Raw genomic sequence first — 13,784 nt, 5'->3', positions numbered from 1 at the left:
TTGCGCGCGGGACGTCTCAGGCAGGCACCGAAGCCTTCGGCGGCAGTGGGAACAGGCTCACGAAACGGCCCGCGAGGACGCGGTCGCCTTCGATCTGAAGCGCGCCGGCCTGTTCCAGCGCCTCCAGCGGCTGGCCGCCATAGATCGCGCCGGCCAGGACCTGCGGAGCTCCCGACAGGATCACGTCGGCCGGATCGAGCGGGCTACGCGCGATCTCGATGCGGCCCTCGGCCAGGCGGGCGAGGAAGGTCTCCTCGCCGATACGAAAGCCGATTCGGGCGTCAAGGCCGCCGGCCCGCCCCGCATCGAACATGGTCCGCATGGACAGCACCAGCGAGGCCGTGCTGAACGGCAGAGTGGGATCGTGCGACGGGGAGCGTGCGGCCCAGCGGCCGAGCGCCTGAAAGATCGGCTCGCTCTCGTAGCCCCATTCCGTCAAATCGTAGACCTGCACGGCCGCCGGCGGGGGCAGCCTGCGCCGCACGAGGATGCCGGCCGCCTCCAACCCTTCCAGGCGCTGTGTGAGGACATTGGCGCTGATCCCCGACAGGCTCTCGCGCAGGTCGCCGAAGCGCTTCGGCCCCAGCATGAGCTCCCGCATGACCAGAAGGGCCCAGCGCTCGCCCACGAGATCGAGGGCATGAGCGGTCGCGCAGGCATCCTCGTAATGCCGCTTAGATCGACTGGGCGATTGCTCAGTTACATTTTCTAACTTCATAGTTGCTATAAATAACTTTTCATGGAATCAATGTCAAACCGCAAGCTTGAGGGAGAGACCGATGTCCAAGCTGATCTTTGTGAACCTGCCCGTTGCCGACCTGCCCAAGTCGATCGCGTTCTACGAGGCTCTGGGCGCCGTCAAGAACGAGCAGTTCACCGATCACACCGCCGCCTGCATGGTCTTCTCCGAAACCATCCACGCGATGCTCCTGACGCACGACAAGTTCCGCCAGTTCACGCCGAAGAAGATCGCCGACGCCCGCGATACCACCGAGGTGCTGATCTGCCTGTCCGCCGAGAGCCGGGACGACGTCGACGCGACGCTCGCCAGCGCGGCGGCGGCCGGCGGCCGGGCCGATCCAGGACCCAAGCAGGATTACGGCTTCATGTATGGCCGCAGCTTCGAGGATCCGGACGGTCATATCTGGGAAGTGATGTGGATGGATCTTGCGGCGGCCCAGGAGGCCATGAGCGCGCCCGCATCAGCCTGAGGCACCGACAGGGAGAAAACGTATGACTGCGATGTCCGACACGCCGATGGCATCCGCCGGCACCGGAAACGGTGCAGCAATCTGGACCGGACGAGCCTTGAGCGGGCTCGTCGTCCTGTTCCTGCTCTTCGACGGAGCGATCAAGCTGGTGCCGCTCCAGGTGGTGATCGACACGGTGACCCCGCTCGGATGGCCGACCGATCCCGCCCTGTGGCGTGCGCTCGGCGTCGTGCTCGTCGCCTCCGCGCTGCTCCATGCCTATCCGCGCACCTCCGTCCTGGGTGCGATCCTGGTCACCGCCTATCTCGGCGGCGCCGTCGCCACTCATCTGCGCATCGGCAGCCCGCTCTTGAGCCATACGCTGTTCGGCGTCTATCTCGGGATCGCCCTCTGGGCGGGTCTCTGGCTGCGCGATCCCCGCGTGAGGGCGCTTCTGCCGCTCGCCCGCTGACCTGCCGGGCAGCCGCGGACCGGGCTCTGCCTGGCGCCGGCGCGTTGCGCACGGGATTGAAAAACGCACCATCCCCAGGCAAGCTTGAGCAAAGTGCAGGGGACAGCGATGGTCGTTTACGTGTTGGCGCTCCTGATCGGCGTGATCGCCGGTCTGCGGGCCATGACGGCTCCCGCGGCCGTCAGCTGGGCGGCCTTTCTCGGCCTCCTCAATCTCGAAGGAACCTGGCTCGCCTTCCTGGGCTATCGCTTCACGCCGTGGATCATGACGGTTCTCGCCGTCGGCGAGCTGATCGGCGACCAGCTTCCCACCACGCCGAGCCGCAAGACCCCGCTGCCCTTCGCAACCCGGATCATCGTCGGCGGCCTGTGCGGCGCGGCAATTGCCGCGCAGAGCGGATCGTTCATCGGCGGATTCGCGGCGGGAGCCGTGGGCGGGATCATCGGGACACTCGGAGGAGCGGAAGGCCGGGCGCGGCTCGCGGCCGCCTTCGGCAAGGATCGTCCCGCCGCCCTGGTCGAGGATGCCGTCGCGATCCTCGGAGCGGCCCTGATCGTAGGAGCGATACCATGACCGAATCGTTCGATGCCATCGTGGTCGGCGCCGGCCAGGCCGGGCCGTCGCTTGCGGGACGATTGACCAAAGCGGGCATGCAGGTCGCCATCATCGAGCGCAAGCTGTTCGGCGGCACCTGCGTCAATACCGGCTGCATGCCGACCAAGACCCTGGTGGCCAGCGCCTATGCGGCGCATCTCGCCCGTCGGAGCGCGGATTTCGGCGTGTCCATCGAAAGTCCCATCGCCATCGACATGAAGCGCGTCAGGGCCCGGGCCGATACCGTCTCGACGAATGCCCGCACGAATGTCGAAACCTGGCTGCGCGGCATGGACGGCCTTACCGTGATCGAAGGTCACGCCCGTTTCGAGAGCCCCGACACGATCCGAGTGGACGACCGGGTGCTGCAGGCGCCGCGCATCTTCCTCAACGTGGGCGGCCGCGCGAGCATTCCCGACATGCCGGGCGTCGGCACGGTCTCCTACCTCACCAACACGTCGATCCTGCAGCTCGACATGCTGCCGCGCCATCTCGTCGTGGTGGGCGGCAGCTATATCGGGCTCGAATTCGCCCAAATGTACCGGCGCTTCGGCGCGCAGGTGACCATTGTCGAGAGGGGAGCACGGCTGATCGCCCGCGAGGACGAGGACGTATCGGAAGCCATCCGGGACATCCTGGCCGGCGAAGGAATCGCGGTGCGCACCAACGCCACCTGCATCGGCTTCAAGCCCCATGCGGACGGCGTGGCCGTCGATGTCGACTGCACCTCCGGCGATCCGTTCGTGGTCGGCTCGCACGTGCTGCTCGCCGTCGGGCGCCGGCCGAACACGGACGATCTCGATCTCGACCGCGCGGGCGTTGCGGTCGACGCGCGCGGCACGATCATCGTCGACGACACGCTGGCGACCAGCGTTCCCGGCATCTGGGCACTGGGCGACTGCAACGGCCGCGGTGCGTTCACCCACACGGCCTATAACGATTACGAGATCGTCGCGGCCAATCTGCTCGACGGGGCGTCGCGGCGGGTGAGCGACCGGCTCCCGGGCTACGCGCTCTACATCGACCCGCCGCTCGGCCGCGTCGGCATGACGGAGATGGAGGCACGCAGGACCGGCCGCCCGCTCCTCGTGTCCAAGCGCCCGATGACCCGGGTCGGCCGCGCGATCGAGAAGGACGAGACCAAGGGCTTCATGAAGATCGTCGCCGACGCCGACACGAAAAAGATCCTCGGGGCGGCCATTCTCGGAACAGGCGGCGACGAGGCGATCCACGGCATCCTCGACATGATGAATGCCGGCGCCGATTACCCGACCCTGCAATGGGCGGTGCCGATCCATCCGACAGTCTCGGAACTGATCCCGACGGTGCTCGGCGATCTGACGCCTGCCGCCTGAGGCGAGCGTCGATCGGGATTTGGTTCCCGCACGATGCGGCCGGCTGCATTACGGATTTGTAATTCTCCCGCAATGCGACGGGAAAACGGCCACGCCTACGCTGATCTCCGCAAGCGCGCCCTTTCACTGCCGTGTCAGCCCTGACGGAGAATCGTCCATGACGTCGAATCAGGAGTTCAAGGGGCCAGGACAGGCGAGGCTGTCGCCCCTGGATCTGAAGCAGATCCGAGAGGCTGTCAGTGAAGTGCGAGCCTCGACTCCGAGAAGCGTCCTGGCCGACCTGGTCGAGGAGAAGATCCGGACGCTCGCGAGCGACGCTCCGGATCCGCCCTTCGACGTGGCGCCCGCGCAGGACTGGCGGCTCTTCGGCTGAAATCTTGTCCTCCCCACGGATCGTCAACCTCATGAACGGCTAATCCCTGCCGCTCTCCTGTTCGAGAATCCGTCTCCACAGTTCGTCCGCGGCGTGGTTGCGGCAATCGGGCGACCGGAACAGGCGGATCTCGACCGGGATGTCGAACCTGTCGGGTCCGGCCCGCACCAGTCGCTGACGCGCCAGATCCTCCTCGGTGAGCCCGAGCGGGAGCCAGGCGACGCCGTGTCCCTCGCGGGCCATGGTCATCAAGGTGGCGGCGAGATGCGACGTGAAGGCGCTTTCCAGGTGGCCCGCCTCGGTGCTCCCGACCGGGTGGGCCGCCAGGATGCGGCCGAGCCCGGATGCGGAGCTGTAGGCGAGGAGCCGCGACGGCCTCCCGGACGTGCCGGGCAGTGGCCAGAGGGGCTCACCATCCGCATCGGGAGCGCAGACCGGGACCAGGAGATCCTCGCCTGCCCGGATGCTCTCGAAGCGGCTGCCATCGAAACGCGTCGGCGCGTCGGCGTGGGCGTGGCAGAGCAGGAAATGCACCTCGCCGCCGAGCATGATCTGCTCGCAGGCCTCCATGCTGTCCGAGATCAGGTTGAGCGTGCCGAGCGCCTCGACCTGCATGTGCCGGCGGATCCAGCCGGGAAAGAACGTGAAGGACAGGGCGTGCGTCGCGGCGATCGCCAACGATCCCGTCTCGCGCTCGCCCGCGGAACGCGTCTCGCGGCGCGCGCGATGCAGATTGCGCATCAGGTCCTCGGCCAGGGGCCGGAAGTGGAGCCCGGCCCGCGTCAGACTCGCCCCCTGGGTTCCCCGCACGAACAGGGGTGTGCCGACCCAATCCTCGAGCGCACGAATGCGACGGCTGAAGGCAGGCTGGGAGACATGGCGGGCCTCCGCCGCTCTGGAGAAGTTGCTCTGCTCTGCCAGAGCCAGGAAGTCCTCAAGCCAGGTCAGGTCCATATCGATGCCGATCATGCATAACGCGAACCGATCTTGGCATTGGCCCTCCGGCGCTGTCCAGGCGTATGAAGACCTTCAATCCGCATCCTGCAAGCGCGAGAAGGTTGTCCATGCGCATCATCGACGTCCGCGAAATCACCCAGCCGATCGCCTCGCCGATCCGCAACGCCTATATCGACTTCACCAAGATGACGACGAGCCTCGTCGCCGTGGTGACCGACGTGGTGCGCGACGGCCGCCGCGTCGTCGGCTACGGCTTCAACTCGAACGGCCGTTACGGCCAGGGAGGCCTCATCCGCGAGCGTTTCCGCGACCGGATCCTCGAGGCTGCTCCCGACAGCCTGCTCGACGAGAGCGGCGACAACCTGGATCCGCACAAGATCTGGGCCACGATGATGAAGAACGAGAAGCCCGGCGGGCACGGCGAGCGCTCGGTGGCGGTCGGCACCCTCGACATGGCGATCTGGGATGCCACCGCCAAGATCGCGGGCAAGCCGCTCTTCCGCCTGCTGGCCGAGCGCAAGGGCCGCGAGGCCGATCCGCGCGTCTTCGTCTATGCGGCCGGCGGCTACTATTATCCGGGCAAGGACGACGGCGCCCTGCGGGCCGAGATGCGCAGCTATCTCGACCGCGGCTACACCGTCGTGAAGATGAAGATCGGCGGCGCCTCGATCGCCGAGGACCAGCGCCGGATCGAGGCCGTGCTTGCCGAGATCGGATCCCAGGCGCAGCTTGCCGTCGATGCCAACGGGCGCTTCGATCTCGAGACCGCGATCGCTTATGCCAAGATGCTGCGCCAGTATCCGCTGTTCTGGTACGAGGAGGCGGGGGATCCGCTCGACTACGCGCTCCAGGCGGCGCTGTCCGAGTTCTATCCCGGCCCGATGGCGACCGGCGAGAACCTCTTCTCGCATCAGGATGCCCGCAATCTCCTGCGTTACGGCGGCATGCGGCCGGACCGCGACTGGCTGCAGTTCGACTGCGCCCTGTCCTACGGGCTGGTGGAGTACCTGCGCACCCTCGACGCGCTCGAGCAGTGCGGCTGGTCGCCCTCGCGGTGCATCCCACACGGGGGGCACCAGATGTCGCTCAACATCGCGGCCGGCCTCGGGCTCGGAGGCAACGAGAGCTATCCGGACCTGTTCCAGCCCTATGGGGGATTCCCGGACAGCGTGCGGGTGGAGAATGGCCACATCGTCATGCCGGAACTGCCCGGCATCGGGTTCGAAGGCAAGTCGGACCTGATCAAGGTGATGCGCGAACTGGCCGAGTGACCCTCGCTGAGGCTCTCAGGTCACCGGTGGGACGCGGTACTGCTCGTCCGTGACGTGTTCCAGCCACGTCACATGCGTGCCGTCGAGGGCCTCCTGCATGGCGATATGGACCATGCCGGCATGGGGTGCCGCCCCATGCCAATGCTTCTCGCCCGGTGGGATCCAGACGCTGTCGCCGGCCTTGATCTCCCGGACCGGGCCATCCCAGGTCTGCACGCGCCCGACGCCCAGGATCACATGAAGGGTCTGGCCGAGCGGATGCGTGTGCCAGGCCGTCCGGGCGCCGGGCTCGAACGTGACACGGTTGGCGCGGATGCGCGCCGGGGGCGGGGCATCGACGATCGGATCATGCCAGACGGTTCCCGTGAAGGCATCGGCCGGGGCCTGCTTCGTCGGAAACGCTCCTGCAGCGTGGATTTCCATGAATTCTTCCTCTCGATGGTGTCATGGCGCCAAAGCGGGCACATCACAGATGCTTGATGCCGACGCTCGCGATCAGCGGGAGAAGCTCGTCCCGGGCGTCGATCCGGTGCTGGCGGGCGCGGTGATGGGCCTCGGCCACCTGCCCGGTCCGGATCGCCTCGGCCATGGCCCTGTGGGCGGCGGCCGATCCGGTCGGTTTCGACCGGAGCCTGAGGGTGAGCATCCGGGCCCGATGAGCCTGGTCGGTGATGGTCTGGGCGATCCGGAGGATCCGGCTGTTGCCGCACCGCTCCACGAGGAGCCGGTGGAACTGGTCATCGGCCGTCGCCCAGGCGTGGAGATCGTCCCTGCGAAGGGCCTGTTCCATGCGGGCGGTCGCCTCCTCGAGTTCCTGGGCCACTTGGCTTCGAGCCTCCAGAGGCATGGCGGCCAGAAGCTCCGCCGCGCGCGCCTCGATGGCGATCACGACGTCGTAGATCTCCCGAATGTCCTCCGGGGAGAGCGGACAGACCTGCACGCCCCGCTTGGAGAGCACCCGGACCAACCCGTCCTCCTGCAGGCGGATGATGGCCTCGTGCACCGGCGTTCGGCTCATGCCGAGCCGCAGCGCGATCTCCTGCTCGGAGCCCTGGTATCCGGGCGGGAAGACGTTGTCGCGGATCGCGTCCTTGAGGGCCCTGTAGGCGTCCTCCACCAGGGACGGCTTCTTCGCGGTCTCGACCGTCCGCACCTGCTTCAACTTGCTCGCCATGCGTCCTCCGGCCTCATCATGCCCCGGTCGGATCTTCCATACAAGATTGAATGGATCCTTGACAAACCACCGGGTCGACGCCCAGAGTGCTTGCATGCCAACTTCCATGGAAGCTGCTACGCAACAGGTGGCGGTAACCGGGCCGCTCGTGAAAGCGGGGGCATTCAGGGGCAGATGGACCAGGCCACACGGTGCATAAACCGCGGGCCGCCGGACGCGACGGGCAAGAGATGCCGATCCCGTCGCCAAAACCCTCAAGGGAAGGAAACGCCTATGAAGAAAACTCTCTTGACCCTCGCGGCGGCCCTGGGCCTCGTCGCGACAGCCGCACAGGCGCAGGGAACCTACCCGACGCGGCCCATCACCCTGGTGGTGCCGTTCTCCGCCGGCGGCACGACGGACGTGGTGGCTCGCCTCATGGCCGATCACATGGGCCGCACGCTCGGTCAGCAGCTCGTGGTCGAGAACGTCACCGGAGCGGGAGGCACCGTCGGCGTGACCCGCGTGTCGAAGGCCGAGCCGGACGGCTACACGATCCTCATGGGCAATCTGGGCACGCAGGCGGCGAGCGTCGGCCTTTATCCCAAGCTGGCCTATGATCCGCGCGTCGATTTCGAGCCGATCATGAACTCGGCCGCCACACCGATGCTCGTGGTCGCCAAGAAGGACCTGCCGGTCAAGGACTTCAAGGAATTCGTCGCCTATCTGAAAGCCAATGCGCCCAAGATGAACTATGGCTCGGGCGGCGTCGGCTCGACCTCGCACCTGACCTGCCTGTTCCTGGAATCCCTGCTCGGCGTCAAGCCGCAGCATGTGCCGTTCCGCGGCTCGGGCCCGGCCTTGAACGCGCTGCTCGGCGGGCAGGTCGACTATGTGTGCGATCAGACGGTCGCTATCGTGCCGACCGTGCAGGCGAAGGAGGCGAACGGACTGGTGGTCGCGGTGCAGAACCGCCTCCCGGTCATTCCGGATGTGCCGACATCGGCCGAACAGGGGCTGCCGCAGTTCCAGGCGACTGGCTGGAACGCGCTCTTCGCCCCGAAGGGAACGCCCAAGGACATCATCACGAAGCTCAATGCCGCCGCCAAGGCCGCCCTCAAGGACGAGACCACCCGCAAGCGCCTTCTCGATCTCGGCGCCGAGCTTCCGGACGAGGCGGGCCAGACCCCAGAGGCGCTCGCCAAGCTCGTGAGCTCCGAGATTGACAAATGGGTGCCCGTCATCAAGGCCTCGGGGGTTACGGGACAGTAACGACCCGGAGCGGATGCGGGCGCTTCCGGCCCTCGCATCCGTCCTCGGGCCTTCATGAGAGACGAACGGATTTTCACATGGCATCGGATCAAAAGAAGCGCTATCGGCTCGCCGTCATTCCGGGCGACGGCATCGGCAAGGAAACGACCCCCGAGGGCGTGAGGGTGCTGGAGGCCGCGGCCAAGAAGTTCGGCTTCGACCTGCAGCTCGATCATTTCGACTTCTCGTCCTACGACTACTACGCCAAGCATGGCCGCATGCTGCCGGAGGACTGGAAGGAGCAGATCGGCTCGCACGATGCCATCTTCTTCGGAGCCGTCGGCTGGCCGGAGAAGATCCCGGACCACGTCTCCCTCTGGGGGTCGCTGCTGCAGTTCCGGCGCGAGTTCGACCAGTACATCAACCTGCGGCCCGTGCGGCTGATGCCGGGAGTGCCGACGCCGCTCGCCAACCGCAAGCCCGGCGATATCGACTTCTGGGTCGTGCGCGAGAACACCGAGGGCGAGTACTCGTCCATCGGCGGCAAGATGTTCCCCGGCACGGACCGCGAGGTCGTCATCCAGGAAACCGTGATGACGCGCATCGGCGTCGACCGGGTGCTGCAATTCGCCTTCGACCTCGCCCAGAAGCGCCCGAAGAAGCACCTGACCTCGGCCACGAAGTCGAACGGCATCTCGATCACCATGCCCTATTGGGACGAGCGCGTGGAGGAGATGGCCAAACGCTATCCGGACGTGAAGTGGGACAAGTACCACATCGACATCCTGACCGCCCATTTCGTGCTGCATCCCGACTGGTTCGACGTAGTCGTCGCGTCGAACCTCTTCGGCGACATCCTGTCCGATCTCGGACCCGCCTGCACGGGCACGATCGGCATCGCGCCCTCGGGCAACATCAATCCGAACAGCGATTTCCCCTCGCTCTTCGAGCCGGTCCACGGCTCGGCGCCCGACATCGCCGGCCAGGGTGTCGCCAACCCCATCGGCCAGATCTGGGCCGGCGCCATGATGCTGGAGCATCTCGGTGAAGCGGAAGCGGCCGCCGCCATCGTCCAGGCCATCGAGGACGTCTTGAGCGAGCGGACCCTGCGCACCCGCGATCTCGGCGGAAATGCGGGAACCGAGACCACCGGCAAGGCCGTGGCCGAGGCCCTCGGCTAATCGAATCCAACACGATCCTCGGCCGCTGCCCGTCCGGCGGCCGACAACATCAGGTGCCATCATGAACAGCTACAAGATAGCCGCCATTCCGGGCGATGGAATCGGCAAGGAAGTCATCGCGGCCGGCGTCGAGGTCCTCCAGGCCCTGGCAGCCCGCGACGGCGGCTTCGGGCTCGAATTCGAGACCTTCGACTGGGGCTCGGACTACTACAAGACCCATGGCGTCATGATGCCGGAGAACGGCCGCGAGACCCTTCGACGATTCGATGCGATCTATTTCGGCGCCGTGGGCGCGCCGGACGTGCCCGATCACGTCACCCTGTGGGGACTGCGCCTGGCGATCTGCCAGCCCTTCGACCAATACGCGAATGTGCGCCCGACGCGCATCCTGCCGGGGATCGAAGGACCGCTTCGCAACGTGGCCGCGAAGGATCTCGACTGGGTGATCGTGCGCGAGAACTCCGAGGGCGAGTATGCCGGCCAGGGCGGGCGCTCGCACCGCGGCCTGCCGGAAGAAGTCGCAACCGAAGTCTCGATCTTCACCCGGGCCGGCGTCACCCGCATCATGCGCTATGCCTTCAGGCTCGCGCAGTCGCGGCCGCGCAAGCTCCTGACGGTGGTGACGAAATCGAACGCGCAGCGCCACGGCATGGTCATGTGGGACGAGATCGCCGCCGAGGTGGCGCAGGACTTCCCGGACGTGACCTGGGACAAGATGCTGGTCGACGCCATGACCATGCGCATGACCCTCAAGCCCCAGAGCCTCGACACCATCGTGGCCACCAACCTGCATGCGGACATCCTGTCTGATCTGGCTGCGGCGCTCGCCGGCTCGCTCGGCATCGCGCCGACCGCCAACCTCAATCCGGAGCGGACATTCCCCTCGATGTTCGAGCCGATCCATGGGTCGGCCTTCGATATCACGGGGAAGGGCATCGCCAATCCTGTCGGCACGTTCTGGACGGCAACCATGATGCTGGAGCATCTCGGCGAGAAGCCGGCCGCCGAGCGCCTCATGCGGGCGATCGAGCGGGTGACGGCCGATCCCGCGCTGCATACGCCGGATCTCGGCGGCTCGGCCACGACCCGTCAGGTCACCGATGCCGTGATCGCCGCCATTCACGGCGACAACGCATAGGGCGGCTCGAGCATCGGGCCTGTTCGACAGGCGCTCGATCCGAGGTGGTTGCCGCCTGCCTTCGGGCGCGGTAAGCGATCGCAGAACGAGAGAGCGCGGACCACCGCCATGCCCGACAACCCCCCGGCCACGATCAGCGAGCAGGACACCCGGATTCTGATCGAGGGGGGCAGCCTCTTCGCCAGGATCTGGACGCCGGAGGTTCCTGCGAATGCCGGGCGTGCGCCGATCGTGCTGCTCCACGATTCCCTCGGCTGCGTGGAGCTCTGGCGCAGTTTCCCGAAGGCTCTCGCGGCTGCGACGGGCAGGCGGGTCATCGCCTATGATCGCCTCGGCTTTGGCCGCTCGGATGCCTATCCGTGTCGGCTGCCGTTCGACTTCATCGGCCGGGAGGCGCAGCACGTCGTGCCCCAGGTGTGCGAGCAGCTCGACGTGCGGGACTTCATCGTCTGCGGCCACAGCGTGGGGGGCGCCATGGCCGTCGAGACGGCAGCCCGCTTCCCGACGCGGTGCCGCGCGCTCGTCACGGTCGCCGCTCAGGCCTTCGTCGAGGACAGGACCCTCGAGGGTATCCGCGTCGCGCAGCGCGACTTCCAGGATCCGGCCCAGCTTGCGCGCCTGGCGCGATACCACGGCGACAAGGCCCCATGGGCCGTCGAGGCCTGGATCGGCACCTGGCTGTCGCCTGATTTTGCGCATTGGTCCCTGGACGAGGCCCTGGAGGCGGTCCGCTGCCCGGTGCTGGCCATTCATGGAGAGCGTGACGAGTACGGTTCTGTCGAACATCCCCGACGCATCGCCGCCGGGCGTGGCACGGCCTGCATCCTGCCAGGAGCCGGGCACGTGCCGCATCGGGAGGACGAGAGGCTCCTCACCGACGTGATCTCCCGTTTCGGGAGAGAAATCGAAGCTGACGGCGTCGCCTAGGGGCCATCACGGGTCGTGGGCGTCCACAAGGCCCACGCGGGGGCGCGGCAGCATCGCGCAAGTCCCGGGCTGTTGTCGCCGGGTGGCGGCGTCCCACATTCGACAGTCTCGAAGCCGTTGCCCCAGGAGGCGAAGCATGGATCACCGCGAGGAGAGGATTCGGACGAGGGCGTACGAGATCTGGGAGCGCCGGGGCCGGAGCGGCAATCCCGAGGACCATTGGCTGGAGGCGGAACGTGCCCTCAAGGCCGAGGACGGGTCATCCGAGGCCGCATCGGACCGCTCGGACGCGACGGTCGAGGAGGCGCCTCCCGTCGCGGCCGTCGAGGCCCTCGAAGCCGCATCCGAGGCTCCGGCCAAGACCAGGCGGCCCCGCAGATCGACCAAGGGCTCAACCTGAGGTCCGACAGGTTCCATCCCGGCTTCGGGACAGGATGCGGCGGAAAAGCCGCGGCCGGTCGCCCGAACGCCCGGCGCACCCGGACAGCGCATCTGGACAGACCACGGCAGACTTCCTAACAGCCTCTGTGAAACGCTCGGTTCGAACCAACAGGGGCATATGGGAATGACAGTCGACGAGAGCCCCCGCAGGGCATCCCGCCAGGGGATTCCGACAGGCGTCTGGGCTCTCGGCTTCGTGTCGATGCTGATGGACATCTCGTCCGAGATGATCCACGCCCTGTTGCCGATCTACATGGTGTCCGTGCTCGGCGCCTCGGCGCTGGCAGTCGGGATCATCGAGGGCATTGCCGAATCCACCGCCTCCATCACCAAGATCTTCTCCGGCGCGCTCAGCGACTGGCTCGGCCAGCGCAAGCTCCTGGCGGTTCTCGGCTATGGTCTCGGGGCGCTCACCAAGCCGATCTTCCCGCTGGCATCTGCCATCGACGGCCTCATCGCGGCGCGCTTCCTCGACCGGATCGGCAAGGGCATCCGCGGCGCGCCGCGCGACGCCCTGGTGGCCGACATCGCGCCGCCGCATCTGCGCGGGGCGAGCTTCGGGTTGCGCCAGTCCCTCGACACCATCGGGGCCTTCACGGGACCCCTGCTGGCCATCGGGCTGATGTGGCTGACAGCCGATCATTTCCAGACCGTGTTCTGGGTCGCCGTCGTTCCGGCCGTTCTGGCCGTGGCCGTGCTGCTGATCTGGGTCAGGGAACCGGAGCGCCCGCCGGGGCTGCGCCAAGTGCGCATGCCGCTGAGCCGGAGCGAGCTCCGCCGGTTGGGCGCCATGTACTGGTGGGTGGTGGCGGTGGCCGCATTGTTCACCCTGGCGCGGTTCAGCGAGGCCTTTCTGCTGCTTCGGGCGCAGTCGGTGGGCTTGCCGGTGGCGTTCGTTCCCCTTGTGCTGGTCATCATGGGGGTGGCCTATTCGCTGTCGGCCTATCCGGTCGGTGTGCTGGCCGACCGCATGGACCGCGTGACGCTCCTGATCGTCGGGCTGCTGATGCTGGTAGGGGCCGATTTGGTCCTGGCCTTTGCGTCCGGACTGGGGGCTCTGGTGGTCGGCGTCGCGCTCTGGGGGCTGCACATGGGGTTCACCCAGGGCCTGCTCGCCACCCTGGTGGCGGAAGCGGCCCCGGCGGAGCTGCGCGGCACGGCCTTCGGCATGTTCAACCTGGTCACCGGGGTGGCGCTGCTGCTGGCGAGCGTCCTTGCCGGAGCCCTCTGGGACAGCCTCGGACCCCAGGGCACGTTTCTGGCGGGAGCCGCCTTCGCTGCCCTGACCCTGGCAGGGGTGATGTCCATTCGTGCCCGCCTGGGCTAAAGCATCGGACGTGAAAAGTGGACCCACTTTTGGGATCGGACCCGTGGGGTCTCGGGTCCAAAAGGATAGGTTCAGGCAATGCCCAGGCTTGGCCTTGATTCAGCCCCGGGGCAGACACGATCGGGCTCTGCGATAGGGGGCGTTCGAGCCAGGA

At 67.1% G+C, this 13,784-nt stretch carries 16 protein-coding genes; 12 read left to right on the top strand and 4 right to left on the bottom strand.

What is annotated here, in order from left to right; translation table 11 throughout:
- Positions 1-16 precede the first annotated feature (16 nt).
- Positions 17-718 carry a helix-turn-helix domain-containing protein gene (locus KBI52_RS11840; RefSeq protein ID WP_210807635.1) on the bottom strand — a complete coding sequence of 234 codons (702 nt, stop codon included), beginning with the start codon at positions 716-718 and terminating at the stop codon, positions 17-19.
- 61 nt (positions 719-779) lie between these two features.
- Between KBI52_RS11840 and KBI52_RS11835 the strand changes: the two genes are divergently transcribed.
- The 5 genes from KBI52_RS11835 to KBI52_RS11815 all read left to right on the top strand — a co-directional run bounded on the left by KBI52_RS11835 (position 780) and on the right by KBI52_RS11815 (position 3,984).
- Positions 780-1,211, top strand: coding sequence for a VOC family protein (locus KBI52_RS11835; RefSeq protein WP_173946000.1), 432 nt, complete (start codon positions 780-782; stop codon positions 1,209-1,211).
- Positions 1,212-1,233: 22 nt separating this feature from the next.
- The gene (locus KBI52_RS11830; RefSeq protein WP_210807633.1) at positions 1,234-1,662 is read left to right on the top strand and encodes a DoxX family protein; all 429 of its coding nucleotides are present in this window, start codon (positions 1,234-1,236) and stop codon (positions 1,660-1,662) included.
- A 108-nt stretch (positions 1,663-1,770) separates the two neighbouring features.
- A complete protein-coding gene (locus tag KBI52_RS11825; RefSeq protein ID WP_173946002.1) occupies positions 1,771-2,235 on the top strand; it encodes a DUF4126 domain-containing protein in 465 nt (154 codons plus the stop codon).
- The gene (locus KBI52_RS11820) at positions 2,232-3,611 is read left to right on the top strand and encodes an FAD-containing oxidoreductase (RefSeq protein ID WP_210807631.1); all 1,380 of its coding nucleotides are present in this window, start codon (positions 2,232-2,234) and stop codon (positions 3,609-3,611) included. The genes KBI52_RS11825 and KBI52_RS11820 overlap by 4 nt, the downstream gene beginning before the upstream one ends.
- A 157-nt stretch (positions 3,612-3,768) precedes the next feature.
- Positions 3,769-3,984: a hypothetical protein gene (locus KBI52_RS11815; protein WP_173946004.1), complete on the top strand. Its 216-nt coding sequence runs from the start codon at positions 3,769-3,771 to the stop codon at positions 3,982-3,984.
- 39 nt (positions 3,985-4,023) lie between these two features.
- On the opposite strand, the gene KBI52_RS11810 is transcribed toward KBI52_RS11815, so the two are convergent.
- Positions 4,024-4,938, bottom strand: a complete 915-nt coding sequence (locus KBI52_RS11810) for a LysR family transcriptional regulator (protein ID WP_210807661.1) — start codon at positions 4,936-4,938, stop codon at positions 4,024-4,026.
- Between the two features lie 104 nt (positions 4,939-5,042).
- Here KBI52_RS11810 and KBI52_RS11805 point away from each other — a divergent pair, with 104 nt between their 5' ends.
- Entirely contained in the window at positions 5,043-6,212 is a 1,170-nt protein-coding gene (locus tag KBI52_RS11805; RefSeq protein ID WP_210271970.1) for a mandelate racemase/muconate lactonizing enzyme family protein, read from the top strand.
- Positions 6,213-6,227: 15 nt separating this feature from the next.
- Here KBI52_RS11805 and KBI52_RS11800 read toward each other — a convergent pair whose 3' ends face one another.
- Both KBI52_RS11800 and KBI52_RS11795 read right to left on the bottom strand, forming a co-directional pair.
- Positions 6,228-6,635: a cupin domain-containing protein gene (locus KBI52_RS11800; protein WP_173946006.1), complete on the bottom strand. Its 408-nt coding sequence runs from the start codon at positions 6,633-6,635 to the stop codon at positions 6,228-6,230.
- Between the two features lie 43 nt (positions 6,636-6,678).
- The gene (locus tag KBI52_RS11795) at positions 6,679-7,386 is read right to left on the bottom strand and encodes a GntR family transcriptional regulator (RefSeq protein ID WP_210807629.1); all 708 of its coding nucleotides are present in this window, start codon (positions 7,384-7,386) and stop codon (positions 6,679-6,681) included.
- A 273-nt stretch (positions 7,387-7,659) separates the two neighbouring features.
- On the opposite strand from KBI52_RS11795, the gene KBI52_RS11790 reads away from it, so the two are divergent.
- The 6 genes from KBI52_RS11790 (at position 7,660) to KBI52_RS11765 (ending at position 13,630) form a co-directional block, all read left to right on the top strand.
- Positions 7,660-8,637 carry a tripartite tricarboxylate transporter substrate-binding protein gene (locus KBI52_RS11790; RefSeq protein ID WP_173946008.1) on the top strand — a complete coding sequence of 326 codons (978 nt, stop codon included), beginning with the start codon at positions 7,660-7,662 and terminating at the stop codon, positions 8,635-8,637.
- A 77-nt stretch (positions 8,638-8,714) separates the two neighbouring features.
- Complete coding sequence (locus KBI52_RS11785) at positions 8,715-9,797, top strand: tartrate dehydrogenase (protein ID WP_173946009.1); 1,083 nt, start codon at positions 8,715-8,717, stop codon at positions 9,795-9,797.
- Between the two features lie 61 nt (positions 9,798-9,858).
- A complete protein-coding gene (locus tag KBI52_RS11780) occupies positions 9,859-10,935 on the top strand; it encodes a tartrate dehydrogenase (RefSeq protein ID WP_247654342.1) in 1,077 nt (358 codons plus the stop codon).
- A gap of 108 nt (positions 10,936-11,043) precedes the next feature.
- Positions 11,044-11,862: an alpha/beta fold hydrolase gene (locus KBI52_RS11775; protein WP_210807627.1), complete on the top strand. Its 819-nt coding sequence runs from the start codon at positions 11,044-11,046 to the stop codon at positions 11,860-11,862.
- Positions 11,863-11,998: 136 nt separating this feature from the next.
- On the top strand, positions 11,999-12,262 hold the full coding sequence (locus tag KBI52_RS11770; RefSeq protein ID WP_210807625.1) for a DUF2934 domain-containing protein: 264 nt from the start codon (positions 11,999-12,001) through the stop codon (positions 12,260-12,262).
- A gap of 165 nt (positions 12,263-12,427) precedes the next feature.
- Entirely contained in the window at positions 12,428-13,630 is a 1,203-nt protein-coding gene (locus KBI52_RS11765) for an MFS transporter (protein WP_247654341.1), read from the top strand.
- Positions 13,631-13,784: the final 154 nt, after the last annotated feature.

Source organism: Microvirga sp. HBU67558 (assembly GCF_018069605.1).
GTDB lineage: Bacteria > Pseudomonadota > Alphaproteobacteria > Rhizobiales > Beijerinckiaceae > Microvirga > Microvirga terrae.
Note: the sequence above shows the minus strand (reverse complement) of the source record. Positions and strands in the feature narration are given on the sequence as shown.

Bases quoted from the DNA above. Each gene is read 5' to 3' on its own strand.
- KBI52_RS11840 (WP_210807635.1), bottom strand. From the start codon at position 718: ATGAAGTTAGAAAATGTAACTGAGCAATCGCCCAGTCGATCTAAGCGG.
- KBI52_RS11835 (WP_173946000.1), top strand. From the start codon at position 780: ATGTCCAAGCTGATCTTTGTGAACCTGCCCGTTGCCGACCTGCCCAAG.
- KBI52_RS11830 (WP_210807633.1), top strand. From the start codon at position 1,234: ATGACTGCGATGTCCGACACGCCGATGGCATCCGCCGGCACCGGAAAC.
- KBI52_RS11825 (WP_173946002.1), top strand. From the start codon at position 1,771: ATGGTCGTTTACGTGTTGGCGCTCCTGATCGGCGTGATCGCCGGTCTG.
- KBI52_RS11820 (WP_210807631.1), top strand. From the start codon at position 2,232: ATGACCGAATCGTTCGATGCCATCGTGGTCGGCGCCGGCCAGGCCGGG.
- KBI52_RS11815 (WP_173946004.1), top strand. From the start codon at position 3,769: ATGACGTCGAATCAGGAGTTCAAGGGGCCAGGACAGGCGAGGCTGTCG.
- KBI52_RS11810 (WP_210807661.1), bottom strand. From the start codon at position 4,938: ATGGACCTGACCTGGCTTGAGGACTTCCTGGCTCTGGCAGAGCAGAGC.
- KBI52_RS11800 (WP_173946006.1), bottom strand. From the start codon at position 6,635: ATGGAAATCCACGCTGCAGGAGCGTTTCCGACGAAGCAGGCCCCGGCC.
- KBI52_RS11795 (WP_210807629.1), bottom strand. From the start codon at position 7,386: ATGGCGAGCAAGTTGAAGCAGGTGCGGACGGTCGAGACCGCGAAGAAG.
- KBI52_RS11790 (WP_173946008.1), top strand. From the start codon at position 7,660: ATGAAGAAAACTCTCTTGACCCTCGCGGCGGCCCTGGGCCTCGTCGCG.
- KBI52_RS11785 (WP_173946009.1), top strand. From the start codon at position 8,715: ATGGCATCGGATCAAAAGAAGCGCTATCGGCTCGCCGTCATTCCGGGC.
- KBI52_RS11780 (WP_247654342.1), top strand. From the start codon at position 9,859: ATGAACAGCTACAAGATAGCCGCCATTCCGGGCGATGGAATCGGCAAG.
- KBI52_RS11775 (WP_210807627.1), top strand. From the start codon at position 11,044: ATGCCCGACAACCCCCCGGCCACGATCAGCGAGCAGGACACCCGGATT.
- KBI52_RS11770 (WP_210807625.1), top strand. From the start codon at position 11,999: ATGGATCACCGCGAGGAGAGGATTCGGACGAGGGCGTACGAGATCTGG.
- KBI52_RS11765 (WP_247654341.1), top strand. From the start codon at position 12,428: ATGACAGTCGACGAGAGCCCCCGCAGGGCATCCCGCCAGGGGATTCCG.